At 32.8% G+C, this 16,630-nt stretch carries 19 protein-coding genes; 6 read left to right on the forward strand and 13 right to left on the reverse strand.

Annotated features, from left to right (window positions below):
* Positions 1–6: 6 nt before the first annotated feature.
* The 4 genes from ispE to pabB all read right to left on the reverse strand — a co-directional run bounded on the left by ispE (position 7) and on the right by pabB (position 4,798).
* Entirely contained in the window at positions 7–867 is an 861-nt protein-coding gene (gene ispE / locus SYNTR_RS09630) for a 4-(cytidine 5'-diphospho)-2-C-methyl-D-erythritol kinase (RefSeq protein ID WP_197079099.1), read from the reverse strand.
* 411 nt (positions 868–1,278) lie between these two features.
* The gene (gene spoIIR / locus SYNTR_RS09635; protein ID WP_156204317.1) at positions 1,279–1,854 is read right to left on the reverse strand and encodes a stage II sporulation protein R; all 576 of its coding nucleotides are present in this window, start codon (positions 1,852–1,854) and stop codon (positions 1,279–1,281) included.
* Between the two features lie 804 nt (positions 1,855–2,658).
* The gene (locus SYNTR_RS09640; RefSeq protein WP_197079100.1) at positions 2,659–3,435 is read right to left on the reverse strand and encodes an aminotransferase class IV; all 777 of its coding nucleotides are present in this window, start codon (positions 3,433–3,435) and stop codon (positions 2,659–2,661) included.
* The gene (pabB, locus tag SYNTR_RS09645) at positions 3,401–4,798 is read right to left on the reverse strand and encodes an aminodeoxychorismate synthase component I (protein WP_243140182.1); all 1,398 of its coding nucleotides are present in this window, start codon (positions 4,796–4,798) and stop codon (positions 3,401–3,403) included. Before pabB ends, SYNTR_RS09640 begins: the two co-directional genes overlap by 35 nt.
* A gap of 219 nt (positions 4,799–5,017) precedes the next feature.
* On the opposite strand from pabB, the gene SYNTR_RS09650 reads away from it, so the two are divergent.
* On the forward strand, positions 5,018–5,584 hold the full coding sequence (locus SYNTR_RS09650) for a glutamine amidotransferase-related protein (protein ID WP_338140462.1): 567 nt from the start codon (positions 5,018–5,020) through the stop codon (positions 5,582–5,584).
* Positions 5,585–5,707: 123 nt separating this feature from the next.
* On the opposite strand, the gene SYNTR_RS09655 is transcribed toward SYNTR_RS09650, so the two are convergent.
* Together SYNTR_RS09655 and SYNTR_RS09660 are read right to left on the reverse strand one after the other, a co-directional pair.
* Positions 5,708–6,538, reverse strand: a complete 831-nt coding sequence (locus tag SYNTR_RS09655; RefSeq protein WP_156204320.1) for a flavodoxin family protein — start codon at positions 6,536–6,538, stop codon at positions 5,708–5,710.
* A 63-nt stretch (positions 6,539–6,601) separates the two neighbouring features.
* Entirely contained in the window at positions 6,602–7,156 is a 555-nt protein-coding gene (locus tag SYNTR_RS09660) for a TetR/AcrR family transcriptional regulator (RefSeq protein ID WP_243140183.1), read from the reverse strand.
* Positions 7,157–7,657: 501 nt separating this feature from the next.
* Between SYNTR_RS09660 and SYNTR_RS09665 the strand changes: the two genes are divergently transcribed.
* Both SYNTR_RS09665 and SYNTR_RS09670 read left to right on the forward strand, forming a co-directional pair.
* Positions 7,658–8,071 (forward strand): Na-translocating system protein MpsC family protein, encoded by a 414-nt coding sequence (locus SYNTR_RS09665; RefSeq protein ID WP_156204322.1) that lies wholly within the window; start codon positions 7,658–7,660, stop codon positions 8,069–8,071.
* Positions 8,072–8,297: 226 nt separating this feature from the next.
* On the forward strand, positions 8,298–9,353 hold the full coding sequence (locus SYNTR_RS09670) for an alcohol dehydrogenase (protein ID WP_156204323.1): 1,056 nt from the start codon (positions 8,298–8,300) through the stop codon (positions 9,351–9,353).
* A gap of 312 nt (positions 9,354–9,665) precedes the next feature.
* Here the strand turns inward: SYNTR_RS09670 and SYNTR_RS09675 are convergent, their stop codons facing one another.
* The 3 genes from SYNTR_RS09675 to SYNTR_RS09685 all read right to left on the reverse strand — a co-directional run bounded on the left by SYNTR_RS09675 (position 9,666) and on the right by SYNTR_RS09685 (position 12,878).
* Positions 9,666–9,989 carry a hypothetical protein gene (locus tag SYNTR_RS09675; protein ID WP_156204324.1) on the reverse strand — a complete coding sequence of 108 codons (324 nt, stop codon included), beginning with the start codon at positions 9,987–9,989 and terminating at the stop codon, positions 9,666–9,668.
* 340 nt (positions 9,990–10,329) lie between these two features.
* Positions 10,330–11,637 (reverse strand): CapA family protein, encoded by a 1,308-nt coding sequence (locus SYNTR_RS09680; protein ID WP_197079101.1) that lies wholly within the window; start codon positions 11,635–11,637, stop codon positions 10,330–10,332.
* A gap of 134 nt (positions 11,638–11,771) precedes the next feature.
* Positions 11,772–12,878, reverse strand: coding sequence for a M15 family metallopeptidase (locus SYNTR_RS09685; RefSeq protein WP_243140184.1), 1,107 nt, complete (start codon positions 12,876–12,878; stop codon positions 11,772–11,774).
* Between the two features lie 262 nt (positions 12,879–13,140).
* Between SYNTR_RS09685 and SYNTR_RS09690 the strand changes: the two genes are divergently transcribed.
* The 3 genes from SYNTR_RS09690 to SYNTR_RS09700 all read left to right on the forward strand — a co-directional run bounded on the left by SYNTR_RS09690 (position 13,141) and on the right by SYNTR_RS09700 (position 14,239).
* Entirely contained in the window at positions 13,141–13,311 is a 171-nt protein-coding gene (locus SYNTR_RS09690; RefSeq protein ID WP_156204326.1) for a hypothetical protein, read from the forward strand.
* Positions 13,312–13,408: 97 nt separating this feature from the next.
* Positions 13,409–13,762, forward strand: a complete 354-nt coding sequence (locus SYNTR_RS09695; protein ID WP_156204327.1) for a DUF134 domain-containing protein — start codon at positions 13,409–13,411, stop codon at positions 13,760–13,762.
* Between the two features lie 39 nt (positions 13,763–13,801).
* The gene (locus SYNTR_RS09700; protein ID WP_156204328.1) at positions 13,802–14,239 is read left to right on the forward strand and encodes a Fur family transcriptional regulator; all 438 of its coding nucleotides are present in this window, start codon (positions 13,802–13,804) and stop codon (positions 14,237–14,239) included.
* A gap of 137 nt (positions 14,240–14,376) precedes the next feature.
* On the opposite strand, the gene SYNTR_RS09705 is transcribed toward SYNTR_RS09700, so the two are convergent.
* The 4 genes from SYNTR_RS09705 to SYNTR_RS09720 all read right to left on the reverse strand — a co-directional run bounded on the left by SYNTR_RS09705 (position 14,377) and on the right by SYNTR_RS09720 (position 16,546).
* A complete protein-coding gene (locus SYNTR_RS09705; protein ID WP_156204329.1) occupies positions 14,377–14,538 on the reverse strand; it encodes a ribbon-helix-helix domain-containing protein in 162 nt (53 codons plus the stop codon).
* A gap of 219 nt (positions 14,539–14,757) precedes the next feature.
* A complete protein-coding gene (locus SYNTR_RS09710; RefSeq protein WP_156204330.1) occupies positions 14,758–15,627 on the reverse strand; it encodes a patatin-like phospholipase family protein in 870 nt (289 codons plus the stop codon).
* A 61-nt stretch (positions 15,628–15,688) separates the two neighbouring features.
* Entirely contained in the window at positions 15,689–15,910 is a 222-nt protein-coding gene (locus SYNTR_RS09715) for a hypothetical protein (RefSeq protein ID WP_156204331.1), read from the reverse strand.
* Positions 15,911–15,970: 60 nt separating this feature from the next.
* On the reverse strand, positions 15,971–16,546 hold the full coding sequence (locus tag SYNTR_RS09720) for a hypothetical protein (RefSeq protein WP_156204332.1): 576 nt from the start codon (positions 16,544–16,546) through the stop codon (positions 15,971–15,973).
* Between the last annotated feature and the right edge of the window lie 84 nt (positions 16,547–16,630).

The raw sequence follows: 16,630 nt of genomic DNA on the forward strand, positions 1-16,630 counted from the left end.
TTATTATCACCTCTTAATATAGGATGAAACCAAAAATACTTCTTGGTATTGCTCTTTAAAATAGTTATGAGCATTTAAAGCCCTTTTTCTATCATTAAATATACCAAAAACAGTAGGTCCACTACCAGACATTATTGCATTTAGTGCTCCTAAGTTTTTTAATTTATTTTTTATATTAGCAATTTCTGGGTATTTAGCAATAGATACAGACTCTAGTACATTTGCAATATTTGATGTTATATTAATAATATCATTATTATTCCATGCTTCAAGAAAAGCTCCATTGTTAGGATTTTCTTCAACTTTGTCTATAGCAAAGTTTTTGTAAATTTCTGCTGTTGATAATTGATATTTGGGTTTCACTAGTAAAATAGTTAATTTTTGTGTATTTATAGGTGTTAGTACTTCTCCTCTGCCTTTGGCTAATGCAGTCCCCCCCATAATGCAAAAAGGAACATCTGAGCCTATGTATTCACCTAATTTTAATAGGCTTTTTTGATCAAGATTTACTGCATATAGCTGGTTTAAACCCTTTAATACCCCAGCAGCATTTGTGCTTCCACCAGCAAGTCCAGCTCCTACTGGTATATTCTTCTGTATAAATATATTAACACCTTTTCTTTTAATCCCATTTTTTTGAAAAAATAACTCTGCTGCTTTATAAGCAAGGTTTTCTTCATTGTTAGGAATTTGAGTGTTTTCACTTTGTATACTAATATTTTCATTAGTTTTTTCAATTTTTATATAATCTAATAAATCTATTTGGTGCATAACGGTTTCTAGTTCATGGTACCCATCATCTCTTTTGCCTTTTATATCTAGTGTTAAATTTATTTTTGCTGGAGCTTCTATAGTTATAGAATTCATTTTATTTCTCCTAACCTTTTTATGATTATTGCCTAGAAAATAGTTTAACATAAGTATTTATAAGCTAACGTATTTTTTTATTTAGATTCTTCATTAGTAGCAATAAACTATTGTTGGTTTCACTGCGAAAACCTAAACTCAGACTATGAAATCGGCTGAGCAAACATGTTTATCACGCCACTCATCGGTCTTTACCTCGATTTTAGCTTAGCACTTATTATCTAAAATGTTTTTTTATTTATACTTAGCTGTGATCTATGCACCACGCCTTGCTATTCGGGACTTAGATAAACATGTTTGCTCAGCCTTAAGCTTGTTTGTAGTTATTTTTAGCAGCAGAATCAACTATGGAATCGAAAAATAAAAAAAAGGGAAACTATTGTTTCCCTATATTAATTTAAAATTAGAAGTTTAGTTTTGTTTATTTCCTATGCGTAATTTTGAATCTTTAGGCAATAATTCTAGGCATTTTAGGCTTACTTCAGCATCTTTAGTGCCATCAAGTGCTATGCCTTTGTCTGTAGCTGATACTAAGCAAAGTGGAGGAAATAATACACACCACCAGTTTTTTCCTTCACCACTTCCTATAATTACTCTAACAGCCTCATATTCACCTTGTGGTAATACTATATTTCCATAAGAGCGGTCTGGAAAATTATGCTTACCAACTTCAATCTCAACCGAATAATCATAACCATTGGCAACTATAGTTTTTTCTGCAGTTTCTTTAATTTGTGGAATTCTTTTTTCAGCAAGTGTTTTTGCATCTTCAACATCATCTATGTATTTAAATTCATCGTTCATTAATTCTACTATCTTGTCTTTTACCGCTAATTTAAGTATTTGGTCACTAGGGTTATCACTATTAGCTAGTACATGTAATCTTAAAACATTGTTTCCGATATCGGTTCCTTGCCCAGCAATAATATAACCAGCAAAAAGAGTAATATTTAGAATCATTATAATACCAACAACTTTTTTTAACATCTTATAATACCTCCCTTAACAATCATTATTTCCAGGAGGTATTTATTTAAACTCGACAAAAAATATATTTTAAAAATTGATTCCACTGCAAAAAGCTAAACTTAGACTATGGAATCGGCTGAGCAAACATGTTTATCACGCCACTCATCGGTCTTCACCTCGATTTTAGCTTAGCACTTATTATCTAAAATGTTTTTTTATTTATACCTAGCTATGATCTATGCACCACGCCTTGCTATTTAAGGACTTAGATAAACATGTTTGCTCAGCCTTAAGCTTGTTGTAGTTACTTTTTGCATCAGAATCAAAATTGTGTATAAAGACGCCTAGGCATGTGTTTTTATAATATCGCTGACTATTAACCATGGATAATTTTTGTCAATACTTATACTTTTTTATCTAAATCTGTTGACATTTATTGTGAATCAAAGTACAATTTCCATAAAGAATTAGTTAGTTACTATTTTCATTAGCAAATTAATATTTTTATATAACCCCCCTCCCCCCCCGGGAGTTTTAGACATCACAAAAGTGATGTCTTTTCTTTTTGTTTCTAAAAAATACTATAAAAACATATATATAAAGTATAGATTTATGATGTGTGAGAGGTGATTTTATGTTTGGTTCATTCCCTCCTATTTATGATTGGAACAGTAATAAACAATCTGCTAAAGCAGTTTTGGCAAGGCGTCCCGAGAAAAGGAAGATTTTTAAAAGTAAAGCAGAAAAAAATGTTATTAAATTATTGTTCCTTGTTTGTTTTGTTGTGTTGTTAGGTTATTGGGCTTTTTTCTAGGTGTGCCTTTAGAAAAGAGTAAGCTGATTGGTAATTTTGTTCATCCCTTTATATATGTTTTTATTTATTGATTTTACTGGTATTAATCCTCTTACACTGTTAGTTAAAAATACTTCATCAGCTTCATAAACCTCTAGAATATTTGCAGCAACTTCAAACACCTTTATATTTTGTTTCATGGCTTTTTCTATCACCTTTTGCCGTGCAATACCTGGTAGTAAACCACATGAAATTTCTGGAGTATATAGGGTGTTATTTTTTACCCAAAATATATTACACCTACTAGTCTCACATATATGATTGTTTTCATTAATTAAAATAGCATCATAACACCCTTTTTGTGTTGCAAATTTAAAAGCTAATTCGTTTTTCCAATAATTAAGGGTTTTGTGCTTTGTCAATGGATCTGTAGAATGGTGTTTAAAATTATTCATAATTAGTTTTACAGGTATATTAGTTGTAATGGCTAATTTTTCTGCCATTAGACATATATCATTTTCATTTTGATTGCCCCAAACCATTATTCGCAAATATCCTTCATGTATTTGGGTTTGTTTTATAAAATTTTTAATATCATTTTTTATTTTATTTGTATTAATAGGTTTAAAGTTAAAGTATTGTAAGGACGAGTTTATTCTTAAGAGGTGGTCTTTTATCCATACAGGTTCACTATTACTGATTCTAGTTGTTGAAAATAAACCTTGACCATACCTAAATGCAGGTAGGGTTATTTTTATTTTAGCTTCATTTTTATCTACTAATATTCCATTTAGCCATATTTGCACTTTTATTTGCCTCCTCTTTGGCCTTCACTAATGCCTTAGTTTTTACCCATGTTTCTTCATATTCTAAATCAGGATTAGAATCGCTAACAATTCCACCACCTGCATAGTAATATCCCTTGCCATTTTTTATCACAGCTGTTCTTATTGCAATATTTAAATCACACTCTTGATTAAATCCTATATAACCAATTGAACCAGTATAAACCCCTCTAGTTGTTGGCTCTAATTCATCTATTATTTCCATAGATTTAATTTTGGGAGCACCAGTAATAGATCCACCAGGAAAAGTTGCTTTTAGTATATCTTTGTAGTTGTTGTTTTCTGGTTTTAAAGTTCCTGTAACTATAGCATCTAAGTGGAATAATGTTGCATAGGTGCTAACTTTAAACAAATCGTACACTTTAACTGTCCCGGGCTGTGTGATTTTCCCTATATCATTTCTCATTAGATCAACAATCATTAATAGTTCTGCTCTATCTTTTTTGCTATTTACTAATTCTTTTTTTATTTTGCTATCTTCATTATAATTTTCCCCTCTTCCTCTAGTACCTTTTATGGGACGTGTTTCTATAGTGTTTTCTGTTGTTTTTATAAACCTTTCAGGAGAGATTGACATGATTGAGTATTCCGAAAAATTTAGAAATGTTCCAAAGTATGAGGGGCTAGTTTTTCTAAGAAAATCATAGAATAATTTGCTACTTCCTTCGATATCAAAACTAAATCTTTGACTTAGATTCACTTGATAGATATCGCCTATTCTAATATGTTCTTTTGCTTGTTTTACCGCTTTTATGTAGTCATCACGTGTAAAGTTGGATTTTAAATCCCCAATGTAGCACCAATAATTAGAGTTGGTTTTTATATTAAACTGGTTAATCTTTTTAAGTAGAGTATCCGCCTTTTTTTTATCATAGCTAACTATGTAGGTTTTTTTTGTAGTGTGATCTTTTACTAAAAAAGAATAATATATTCCCCAATATTGGTCATAAAGGTTTAGGTCATCTTCTGCTGTTTGGGGTAGTTTTTCGATTTGGTTTTTTAGATCATAAGATATATAGCCGACTAATCCTCCCTTAAAGGGAAATGGACAGGTTAGGTTTTCGGTTGTGTGACTTATGTTTTTTACAATATTGTTAAGAGCATCTAATGGATCGCCTTCCCAAGCTGTTTTAGTTCCTTTTTCAAAATATTCTAGTTTGTTTCCTTTACTGCGAAAAACTACATCCGGATTTAACCCCATAAATGTATATCTTCCAAGCTCTATATCATAAAGACTACTATCAAGTATAAAGCTGGTAACTTCTTTTATGTTTTTATATAAATCCCACAAATCTATGTCAAGTCTAATTTCATTTATATACAAAAAATCACCTCTAATAATTTTAGTGTGAAGCTTATATAGCCTTATTGATTTTTTTATTTAAATTTAAAAAACCAGCACATACTTATAGTATGTGCTGGTTCGCATCCCAGCTATTAGCGTCCATTGATTTTCGTCGATTGATGTGCCTGTTAAGTTTATTTATAATTATTTTAACAAATTGATAATAAAAATACAATTGGAGGAATTATCTTGATTTTGATGATAGATAATTATGATTCTTTTACTTATAACCTAGTTCAGTACTTACAAGAGCTTGGGCAAGAGGTTATTGTTAAACGAAATGATGAAATTTCTATAGATGAAATAGTTGATCTAAATCCTGAATATATTTTTATATCACCTGGACCATCTACTCCAGATAATGCAGGAATAACTCTTGATGTAATTGAATTTTTTACAGATAAAAAACCTATAATGGGAATTTGTCTAGGTATGCAAGCAATAGCACAGGTATTTGGTGCTAAAGTGGATGTTAATTGGCGTCAAATGCATGGTAAGGAATCATTAGTAACTCATAATAATAGTGGAGTCTTTACTGGTCTAAAAAATCCTTTATCAGTAATACGGTATCACTCTCTTGCTGTTTGCTCTGATTTACCTGAGGGTTTAGAGGTTACTGCTTCTACTAAAGAAGGTGAAATAATGGGGCTTCGTCATAAAAAATATGCTATTGAGGGAGTACAGTTTCATCCAGAATCTATTCTATCTGAAGCTGGACATGATCTATTAAATAATTTTATAAAAACTTATAGAAACCCTATATAATCGTACATGTCGATATTAAACCGACATTTTTATAGGAAGCACGAGGAGGGAAGCACGGGGACGGTTCTTTTGCTTCCTAAAAAGGAAGCAAAAGAACCGTCCCCGTGCTTCCTATATTTTCAATCAGGGTTTAATCCACCAATCTTTATCCTTGTATCCTTTTTGCACTTCTTTTAATTTATCTCTTTCGGTTAAAAACCGCTTTTTCATCTCTGTCAACCATACTTTGAAGTGTTCTTCCATCTCTTTATTTGAAAAACGGTAGTATTCTGCATCAGTAAAGTCAGGTATATTATCGTACTTTAGGGTGCCTTGTGCACCACAGATAGGACACTCCACTTTGTTTCCCGCAAGCAATCGTAAAAGGTCAGACCCACAATAAGAACATTCCCTAGTCCCAGATTTATATTCATAACCATTGAAAAGCCCTAGACCTAGGCTCTGTGCATACTTTAAATTGTCGGATTTCAACAGTGAGTCACCCGGTAATGTAGCATGAACCTGCCAGCAATCAACAATCTTCATCTTAAGAATCCTTGGCATTACCATGACTGCTGCTTTGCTGTAACCTTCCCAACCTTTTGTCCCATAAGGGATTACTATCACACATGGTTTGTTCTCAGTATATTTTGCGTAGTTCTCCGCTCCTAATAGACGGTCGGTCAACATCTTATAATATCCGTGAGGTCCTAAGAGATATACTGGAACCCCAATAATTAGTGCATCGGCTTCTTTTATTTTGCTTAATACATAATTAAAATCATCTTCAATGGGACAATTTTTTTCCGGCTGCAAGCACCGATAACAGGCCTTGCATGATTCGAGCTTCAAATCAGTCAGGCGGATTATTTCCCGACTACATTCCTCAGGTATATTGCTCATGATCTCTTTAACTAAAAGCTCGCTGTTACCTAATTTTCTATGAGATGTTACTAATCCGAGAACTTTTTTCATAATCCAATATTCTCCTTTCCGTACGTACGTTCAATAAGTATTTCATGGGACACTTAGGACTATCTAGTTATTGACTAATAATCCAGTAGCTAATGTTTCATGGAAAGAAACAACCATCTCGATCATTTCTTCTTTTGTTATAGCCTTGAGAACAATCCATTTGTATAACAAGTATTTTTCAGTGCTTAATATGGAATGTGCAACAGGAAGAACCGGGATATCTTTAAAAACACCTTTTTTAATACCATATTCAATATTTCTTGAATATAACTCTATTAGTCTATCCTCGAATTGTTGTAAGCATTGATCAATAGGAGCACTTGCGCCAGCAACTCGACTATATATCTCCGATAGAGCTTCATTTTGAGCAAAAACTTCCATAGTTAAACGCTTTGTCTCCACAAATCTTAGATACAGATCCTTTTCTATTGTGTAATATTCTTTAATACCAGAGATAATTTGATCGGCAAAATCTTCGAGCAGTGCTTTTAGAATATCTTCCTTATCAATGAAATAATTATAAAAAGTACCGGTTCCAACTCCTGACCGAGCGATAATGTCGCGAATTGACGTATTGAAATAACCCTTCTCAATAAAAAGATCGATAGAACACTTCAATAATCTCTGCCGTCTTTCTTTATTTTGCTTTTCTTTTAATATGGGCATCTTGTTCCCTCCGAGTGTACGTTCGTTCACTTTATGTTAATTCTAGTTTATTTAATGTTATTGTCAAGGCGTAAAACAGGAAGCGAAACAGGGGACGGTTCTTTGTTCTATTTGTAAATAGAACAAAGAACCGTCCCCTGTTTCGCCCCCTGTTTCGCCAATTGGTGTATTTTTATTTTTTATGTTTCATATAAAACATTTCTATTGTTAGTGTTTTCTCAAAGCATTGACAATTCGGCTTTTTAGAAGTAAATTAAATATATTAAATTATATAAACAATAAATTAATAAACTAAATATTATATGACGATGGCGGATTATGGGAGTCCTGCGGGAAGCCCTACGGAAACCAATGTTTTGACAGTCATAACACTTTATTTATGCTGCAAAATATTGGCTTTTTTGTTTAAATATAGGTATAGTTTTAGTTTAATTTTAAGCAGGGGGGATTTAAATGTCGTCATTATCAGATCAAAATCCTAAAAATATAGTTAATATGAACATGAAACTAGATGATCGCCAACGTAGGAAATTGCAACATGAACTCAAGATTTACATGGAACAATATTTTAAGCAAAGACTTGGGAAAGGCGTTGACTATACAAAAGTTATAATATGGGACGATATGCTTATAATACGGGGAGAAAGATTTTTAACCGAACCGGAAATATATATTGTTGAAACCTCGGCAGGACGTGAAGTAGTACGAGCAGCACGAATGAAGGTTGCACAACAACATGCAATCGAAAATGTACCCTATTTTGAAGAAAAGCTAAATGCTAAAGTAGTACATCAATCCTACGATGTTGAACCTGAAAACGATTTTTGGATACATGTTATGGTATTTGATCGAATACTTACTGAATAAATAAAGATTAAAGTTAAAAATTAAATAAATTTAGGTGGATTAAGAAGAAACCCCTATGGGTGGCTTCGAGAAATACCAATATTTTTACAAACTTATGTATGAATATTGGTCTTTTTTTTTATAAAGAAGTAATGCAGATTACGAAAAGAGGTGGTATGTGGGAGAAATAGTTGTTGCTTAGTGAAAAATATATTTTATTTTAAGAAAAATTAGGAGGTAGTATATAATGGCAGATACTATGAAAGCTCTCGTTTACCGTGGACCGGAAAAAATAGCTCTTGAGGACGTACCAAAACCTACTTTAAAAGAAGCTGATGACGCGATAGTGAAAGTAACCACATCAACTATCTGTGGAACCGATATTCATATTCAGCATGGTGGTGTACCTACAGTACAACCTGGTACAATTCTTGGACATGAATTTGTTGGCGAAGTAGTTGAAATTGGTTCAGCAGTTAATAAAGTTAAAGTAGGAGACAAGGTAGCTGTCTCTTGTATAACACAGTGTGGTGAGTGCTTCTATTGTGTGCGCGGAATTTACTCTCAGTGTGTTAGCGGCAGTTGGATTTTCGGCCACTTAATAGATGGGTGTCAAGCAGAATATGTTAGAGTTCCTCATGCCAATATGGGATGCCACCATATTCCAGAAGGATTAACAGAAGAAGATGTTCTCTATGTGGGCGATATTGTATCAACTGGTTATTATGGCGCAGAACAAGCAAATATTGAACCTGGTGATACCATTGCTGTTATTGGGGCTGGCCCAGTAGGACTATGTGCAATGGCAACTGCTAGATTATGGGGTCCTTCTAAAATAGTAGCTGTTGATACCATAGATGAACGCTTGCAAGAAGCTATAGATAATGGAGTTGCTGATGTGGGACTAAATCCTATGAAAGATGATGTAGTAGCAATTTTGAAAGACATGACAGATGGTCGTGGTGCAGATGCGACTATTGAAGCAGTAGGAATCAAGCCAACTTTCGATTTAGCTATTGAAGCTGTAAGACCAAGTGGTACGGTTTCTCTTTTAGGTGTATTTGAAGAACCTCAAGAAATTGCCATGGAAAGCTTATGGATAAAGAACATCACCATAACTATGGGTCTTGTTAATTCTAACCGTATACCAGAGTTAATACGCTTAATACAATCAGGAAAGCTTGACTTAAATTTCTTAACTACTCATAGAGCTCCATTAAACGATATAATAAAAGGTTATGACATCTTTGGAAACAAGAAGGAAAACGTTCTAAAGTGGGTTGTAACACCATTTGAAAGATAATAATAATTTTTAATATTATTATATTTTCCACAGGACTTATGTTCAAAAAATTTGTTTTTGCCGCCTGCTTAAATAAGGTAGGCGGTCCCTTTTTTTGGTATAATTAAAATTTATGGGGCCATAAATTTTTAAACTACTGAGTCTCCCCTTCTTCACTATATTAGGGTGGTAAGCACAGGGTAGCAAGTACGGGGATAAGGATAAGGAAGCACGGGGGCGGTTCTTTTGCTTCCTAAGTTAGGAAGCAAAAGAACCGCCCCCGTGCTTCCCCGGCCCTGTGCTCACCCGTCCCATTTTTGCCTTTCATTCTATCTATTGAACCATATATTTTTTCTTTCCTAGTATTATTGACACAATGCCTAAAATGGCAATTCCTATAAAGGTTAAAAAGGCATCTCCTAGGCTTATTTCAGGTAAGAATATGTTTAATACAAAAGCAATTACCATTACTGTACCAATAATCATTAGGGTTATTCCAATCCATCTCGCTAGGAGTATTCTATATTCTGGCTTTACTGGTTTTAAACCAGTAACCAATCCTACTAAACCATATTTTGCAACTGCTGTACCTAGTGCTAATAGTAACATACCTATGCCTATTAATATTATAGAAATTATAATGGAAATTATCGCCATCTTTATCCTCCTAGTTATTAGTGAAAATTAACTTATTGATTCTGCTGCAAAAAGTAACTACAACAAACTTAAGGCTGAGCAAATATGTTTATCTAAGTCCTTAAGTAGCAAGGCGTGGTGCATAGATCACGGCTAAGTATAAATAAAAAATCATTTTAGATAATAAGTGCTAAGCTAAAATGAAGGTAAAGACCGATGAGTGGCGTGATAAACATGTTTGCTCAGCCGATTTCATACTCTAAGTTTAGCTTTTTGCAGTGGAATCACTTATTCAATTGATTAAAAAATGCCTTACTTACTGTGGAATCATCTTCTTGATGGTTATAAGTGGTTTTTGGGATTACTCAATTTTTATTTTTTCTTCTTCTAGTACCGGTTCTAAAAATAAATTATTATTTATTTCTGTTATTTTATCTTTTGTATTTAATTTTGCATTAGCTGCTACAGCTTCTTTTTGTGTAGGTAAATTATAAAGTTTTTGATTATTTAGCACATCTGGTAAAGGTAATATTTCATAATTTACTTGTCCATCATATTGGTATTTGTGTACCCATGTTGGTGTATATGTAATCTCTTCATACGATATTTCCCCTTCTACTTCCTTTAAGTCTATATTTACTATAATACCTTTCTCCGTGAGGCGAGTATCTAAGTATTTTAGTCTCTGATTAGAGATAAAGTTTCCTAATGAATAAAAAACTAGGGTCTCATGTTGTGCATCATTTGATTTTATTATGTCAAAGGGTTGGATAACATGAGGATGACTTCCAAATATAATATCTACACCAAAATTAGCTAATTTATTAGCAACCTTCTTTTGCTCCATACTAGGATATGTTTGATATTCATTACCCCAGTGCATATAAACAATTGTTAGTTCTGCGCCTAAGTCCTTAAGTTTTTTAATTCTATTTTTTATATTTAAAACTTCTTCTTCTAAGTTTTGATAGCTAAAACTGTCAACCAATTGGCTTAGTTCTTCATCCATTATGATGCCATTTAATGACCTATGACCATGAATTAATGGGGTTTCATAAGTAAAAGCAGTAATGCCTACGTTAACTCCGTTTATGTTTTCTACATAGTAGCCTGGATTTTCTAAGTTTTTTCTAGTTCCAACTGCTTTTAAGTTGTTCTTTTCTAAAATATCGACTGTCCTTTTTAAACCTTGCTTTCCTTTGTCAATTGAATGGTTGTTAGCAGTAACTATATAGTCAAATCCTTTTTTACTTAAGGTTTTAGCTAATTCATCAGGGGCATTAAACATAGGGTAACCAGAGTACCCCCTATCCTCTCCTGCAAATGTGGTTTCTAGGTTACCAATTAAGATATCGCTTTGCTTAAAGTATGGTTTTACAAAGGTAAAATTATTATCAAAGTTATAATTGTTATTTTCTGCATTAAACTGTGCCCTTATTTGAGGCCCGTGAACCATTATGTCTCCAACTGCTGTAATTCTAAAATGAGTTTCCTCTGGTTCTTCTTTTAATAATTCATCCTTTTTTTCATCTACTTTAGGAGGTTCCTTAGTTTTTTTATCACTAAAAACACCCTCTATGTCATTACAACCTATTAAGATAAAGCTAGTTAATAAGAATAAGGTTAGTAATGCTATATGTTTTATATTTATCATTATTTTGTTAAACACCTTATCCTGCCCTTTCATAAAAATGAGTTTGGTTTATTAATATAGTTATTTGGACTTATCCTTTTCTCTTTTTAGAAATTTATTCTAATTTGTATAACTAAATAGTTAAGGTATAGTTCTTTTTTTTTGGTCTCTTAGTTTAAGTACATATATAATTTAGAGTTAAACTCCATTTTATATAGATATTCTTCAAACGTTAGTCCCATCTGAGTTATTTCTTGTGCTATATCTTTGCCTATATAGCGTAAATGCCAAGGCTCGTAAGCATAGCCCGTAATATGGGTTTTATCTTTAGGATAACGAATAATAAAGCCATATAAATGAGCATTTTCTGCAACCCATTTTCCTTCACGAGTATCTCCAAAGCTTGTAGTTAAGCGTGGATCACTTTTAAGGGCTATATCCATTGCTAACCCTGTTTGATGCTCACTTTGACCTGGGTAAGCACTAGTTAGATTAGCTTTTTCCTCTCCTCTAATAGCTGCAAGGTTAGTAAATATTTGCTTTTGTAGGTCATAAGAGCGATATCCTGACACAGCTATTAACTCTAGACCTTCCTTTTTGGCATCTGCAAACATTGCTTCTAAAGCTTCTGCTGCTTCGGGACGTAGTAATCTACTTGGATCATTTGCTGGTTTAGATGAAGGAACTGATGGATCAATTAAATCTTCGGGAACATAGTCAGCTGGCAATTGATTGTTTTTATTTACTAACACTAGCAGATCTTCTGGATTGTTAATTTTTTGTATTTTATCCGGTACTGTTGATAAGTAGTCTTGTCTTATTATTATCTTGTAATTATTAATTGTAATAATTACTGCTTTTAAGTCTTCATTCCACACAACACTCTGTTGTTTGGGATTAGATTTACTATTATTTTTTAACTCACTTAAATTAATTAAAAGCTTTTCATTATTAATATTTATATGGGGTTTACTGTCAAAAGTTAATAGTTCATCTTCTAATGGAGTATATTTTAGCTTGTCTAATACCTTTTGTTTAGAAATAGTTAAATTAGTATCTTTAGTTGTACCTTCTAATATTATCGGCGGCATTGGAGGGGTATCTGCATAGAATGCATTTAGTATTGGTTCACCCAGTCCTGTTCTTTCCATAAAACCTAGTATAACCCTATCTTTATAATAAGAGCTGTTAATAAGTTGTCTGTCTATAACGGTTAAGCTTCCTGTTATAAATAACAAAGCGACTAATAGTACGGCAATTATTTTATTAATTATCACTTTTTTCTCCCCTTTAGGTTATAAAATACTTAGCTTGCTTTTTATCACTATTTCTTTCTACAAATTAATTTATATTTCCTGTTAAATCGTAAAACAATTCTTTCCTGATAAGATCTGTTTGGAATTTTTTATTTAATCCTTACTTAGATATATCTGGGCTAAAGATGCAAAATATTATTGTTATTATTGACATATGTTCGTAAAGAGGTATAATTCAAGTAAATGAACATATGTCAATAATGATTTTTTAAGGAGGGTTACCATGTTTGGAAAAAATAAAAACAGACCAATGAGACTTAGGGCAAAAAGGGAATGCTTAAAAACTTGTAAAAAAAATAACGAATTCCGCAAAGGTATGAGATTAGGTTGTAATTACAGAAGAGGTTTTGAAAATAATCTAAACATAGATTCAACTCAACTTAAAACAAAATAAGAAATAGGCTACAACAATTTTTAACAATCAACTAAAAGGTTAAGACCCTATTAACTTAAGTAACAGATATTTACTACTAATTTGAGGTGAAATAGTTATGCCTAGACCTAGAAAGCGCAGAAACGTCTGTTGTTTGCCAGAAAATAATATGTTTGGTCCACTCCAAATACCAAGTTTAAGTAATGAAATTATAGTGATGACTGTTGAAGAATATGAATCTATTCGTCTTATAGATTTAGAAGGTATGCTACAAGAGGAGTGTGCAGAAAAAATGGATGTAGCTCGCACTACTGTACAAAGAATTTACAGTGATGCTCGCAAAAAACTTGCTGAATCTTTGGTTAACGGAAAGGTTTTAAAAATAAAAGGAGGAGATTACAAGCTTTGTGAGCACAACAAGCAAATTTTTGGATGTGGCAAATGTCACGGACATAGATTTGGGCAGAAGTAACTATGTAAAAATATTAAACGCGACTCTTGGAGTGGTTATATGTTTATCTTAAATTCAATAAATAAAAAGCTTGAAAATAATAATTATAAACTAACTGAGCAAAGAGCTATTGTTTTAGATGTAATGGTTGAAAACAAAGGGAAACATTTAAGTGCAGAAGATGTTCTGTATAAAGCAAGAAAAAAAGCTCCAAGTATCAGTATGTCTACTGTTTATAGGACATTAGAAAAACTATCTAGTATAGATGTTTTATATAAAACAATGCTTGATAAGGGAAGATTTCGCTATGAATTGTGTAAGGATGAATACCATCGACATCATCATGTAATCTGCATTGATTGTGGAAGTATATTAGAAGTAAAAGTAGGAGAAGAATTATTAAGTAGTTTGGAAACTCATTTAGAAAAGAAAGGCTTTAAAATTAAGGATCATGAACTAAAGTCTTATGGACATTGCCCCAAATGTAATAAAGGTTAGTAAGCGGCAATTATTGCCAACATAGAGGCGAGATGAAATTATGAGTATTTGTTCACAAAAAAGGGCTGCTACATTAACAAATTTAATTAATTGTTATGCACAGCCCTTTAATAACTAAATTATCGGGGTGAAACATGCTATTTATCTTTATCTTCAACCTGTTTGGCCAGGTACTCCCTTATTATCATTCTTACTAGAGCACTTCTGGATATTTGATTTTTTCTTGCTAGCTCCTTTATTTCATTTACTTGCTCTCTGGTTAAATAAAATGTAGCATGTTCAAATTTTTCAGTAGCCATTTTGACCCCCTCTCCCACCAGAACATGGTTTGCCAGTGTAAAGATAGTGCTTTGTGCTTATTATATGTTTTCTATATCCTTTATGTTACTCTAATAGATACTTAACTTTTAAATATAATGCAGAGGGAAGCGCGGGGGAGGAAGCACGGGGACGGTTCTTTTGCTTCCTTTTTAGGAAGCAAAAGAACCGTCCCCGTGCTTCCCTGGCTTTCGCTTGGCTTAATTGATATCTAGGTGGGCTTTTATTTCTGGTAATTTAGCTTTTATTGCTAGTCTGCCGGCTTTTATGACTTCGTCTGCTTTTTCTATATCATCAAGATCAACATCTGGTATGTCAGGGTAAAGAACCATATCAGCCCATAGGCTTTCTGCAAAATCTGAAGTTTCTGCTGTTAATACACTAATTGACCTTGATACTATTTCAAATATGCCTTTAGCATCTTTATCAAAAGTATCTTTACTTAGATTTACTGCTAGAATATAGTCTGCACCCATTATTTTTTGTACGACTACAGGAACTACTTCACGTAGAGCTCCATCCACTAGTTTCATATTATTTAGGTTTTTTGGTACAAAGGTAGCTGGTATAGAAATACTTGCACGAATAGCTTCACTTATTAGTGCCTCTTGTAAAACAATGGTATTTGTATCTTTTACAACCATATTTTTATTAGAGAATATAACTTCTTTTCCTGTATTTATATCACAACCAATAATAGCTAGAGGGAGTTTGGCGTCTTTTAGCTTTTTGCCCTTGGTAAGGTCGAAAACTAGTTTTTCTATTTTGTCTCCTTTAATTACTCCTTCAAGCTTTTTATCTATACTACGGAAAAATATTGATAAAACGTATTTTATAATTTCCATATAGTTGTAATCTAAGTAATCAGAAGGTTTAAGGCTTTTAACTATTTCCTCCATTTGATATGGAGACATACCTGTAGCATATAGTGAAGCGATAATACTTCCTGAGCTTGTTCCTGAAATATATGAGATGGGTATAGAGTTTTCTTTTAAAACCTGTAAAACTCCTATATGTGCTAGACCCCGTAACCCTCCAGCACCTAAGGCGAGACCAATTTTTTTGGTCATTTTTTTCACCTCTAATTTATGGTTTAAATAATACAGACAACTGTCTGCTATAGATTTAAATTCAACGGTTACATTTTCTTACCATGTACTTAGATATCAGTTGCACTGTTTGTATATTTTTATCTTTTATATTTTGAAAAAAGTCTTTATACTCCTCAACTTCGGTTTGTTTAGCGTGTTCTTCTATATAGTTGTTTACTTCATAGTGCAGTTTTATTATTTTTTCCAGATGACCTCGCATTATGTTTTTTTGTTTGCGCCCTATTTTGACATGTGAAATCATTTACACCCCCCAATAAAAATAATGCCCGGCATTTGCCGAGCATACCATGAGTGCTTTGTTTTATTTTACAACATCGATATCTGGCTCTATTTCACCAAATACGAAAACATCATGGAACATTCCTAGTTTAACTGTAAGATCAACAAATACTCTAAGCCCGATGCAAGTTCCTGGTATTGGAGTAACCAGGTCACAAGGGTTATCAGGATCTTCACAGAATCCTTTTATTTCAAAATCAAAGCTCCAGTTTCTAAGTATGATTTCAGATTGTTCTATTTCTTGTCTAAATTCTTCTGGAGTAAGTGGTGGATCAAATTCATCAAGTTCTATTACCTGCTCATAGCGGTCTGTAACAGTGATGATTTGGAATTCTCCCTCTACTATTACGAATAAAATGACTTCATAATCTATAAATATTTTTACTCTATTGAAATGTAAGTCTTCAAAAGCTTGAATAACTTTTACTTTGATATCTTCAACTGCAGATATCTTTCCCCCTACCTGCTCATCAGGTACACAAAACTGTGTGTCTAATATTTTTGTCTGTCTCTCGATATACTTTGCTTTTATAACTTTTGCCCATAAATCCAGCTTACAACCCTCTGGAAATTCACATTTTAGTTCTCTGTCTCTCATTAGGTCTTCCCTCCTTTTTTAAGTTGATGTATGCCTTAGTAGGCGCTTTAGAAATTTATTTTATCTAAATTTCTAGGATATACT

Source organism: Candidatus Syntrophocurvum alkaliphilum (assembly GCF_009734445.1).
Classification (GTDB): Bacteria; Bacillota; Syntrophomonadia; order Syntrophomonadales; family Syntrophomonadaceae; genus Syntrophocurvum; species Syntrophocurvum alkaliphilum.

What these genes read in the sequence shown, in the direction of transcription:
- ispE (WP_197079099.1), bottom strand. Translation starts at nt 867, where the DNA reads ATGAATTCTATAACTATAGAAGCTCCAGCAAAAATAAATTTAACACTA.
- spoIIR (WP_156204317.1), bottom strand. Translation starts at nt 1,854, where the DNA reads ATGTTAAAAAAAGTTGTTGGTATTATAATGATTCTAAATATTACTCTT.
- SYNTR_RS09650 (WP_338140462.1), top strand. Translation starts at nt 5,018, where the DNA reads ATGATAGATAATTATGATTCTTTTACTTATAACCTAGTTCAGTACTTA.
- SYNTR_RS09655 (WP_156204320.1), bottom strand. Translation starts at nt 6,538, where the DNA reads ATGAAAAAAGTTCTCGGATTAGTAACATCTCATAGAAAATTAGGTAAC.
- SYNTR_RS09665 (WP_156204322.1), top strand. Translation starts at nt 7,658, where the DNA reads ATGTCGTCATTATCAGATCAAAATCCTAAAAATATAGTTAATATGAAC.
- SYNTR_RS09670 (WP_156204323.1), top strand. Translation starts at nt 8,298, where the DNA reads ATGGCAGATACTATGAAAGCTCTCGTTTACCGTGGACCGGAAAAAATA.
- SYNTR_RS09675 (WP_156204324.1), bottom strand. Translation starts at nt 9,989, where the DNA reads ATGGCGATAATTTCCATTATAATTTCTATAATATTAATAGGCATAGGT.
- SYNTR_RS09690 (WP_156204326.1), top strand. Translation starts at nt 13,141, where the DNA reads ATGTTTGGAAAAAATAAAAACAGACCAATGAGACTTAGGGCAAAAAGG.
- SYNTR_RS09695 (WP_156204327.1), top strand. Translation starts at nt 13,409, where the DNA reads ATGCCTAGACCTAGAAAGCGCAGAAACGTCTGTTGTTTGCCAGAAAAT.
- SYNTR_RS09700 (WP_156204328.1), top strand. Translation starts at nt 13,802, where the DNA reads ATGTTTATCTTAAATTCAATAAATAAAAAGCTTGAAAATAATAATTAT.
- SYNTR_RS09705 (WP_156204329.1), bottom strand. Translation starts at nt 14,538, where the DNA reads ATGGCTACTGAAAAATTTGAACATGCTACATTTTATTTAACCAGAGAG.
- SYNTR_RS09710 (WP_156204330.1), bottom strand. Translation starts at nt 15,627, where the DNA reads ATGACCAAAAAAATTGGTCTCGCCTTAGGTGCTGGAGGGTTACGGGGT.
- SYNTR_RS09715 (WP_156204331.1), bottom strand. Translation starts at nt 15,910, where the DNA reads ATGATTTCACATGTCAAAATAGGGCGCAAACAAAAAAACATAATGCGA.
- SYNTR_RS09720 (WP_156204332.1), bottom strand. Translation starts at nt 16,546, where the DNA reads ATGAGAGACAGAGAACTAAAATGTGAATTTCCAGAGGGTTGTAAGCTG.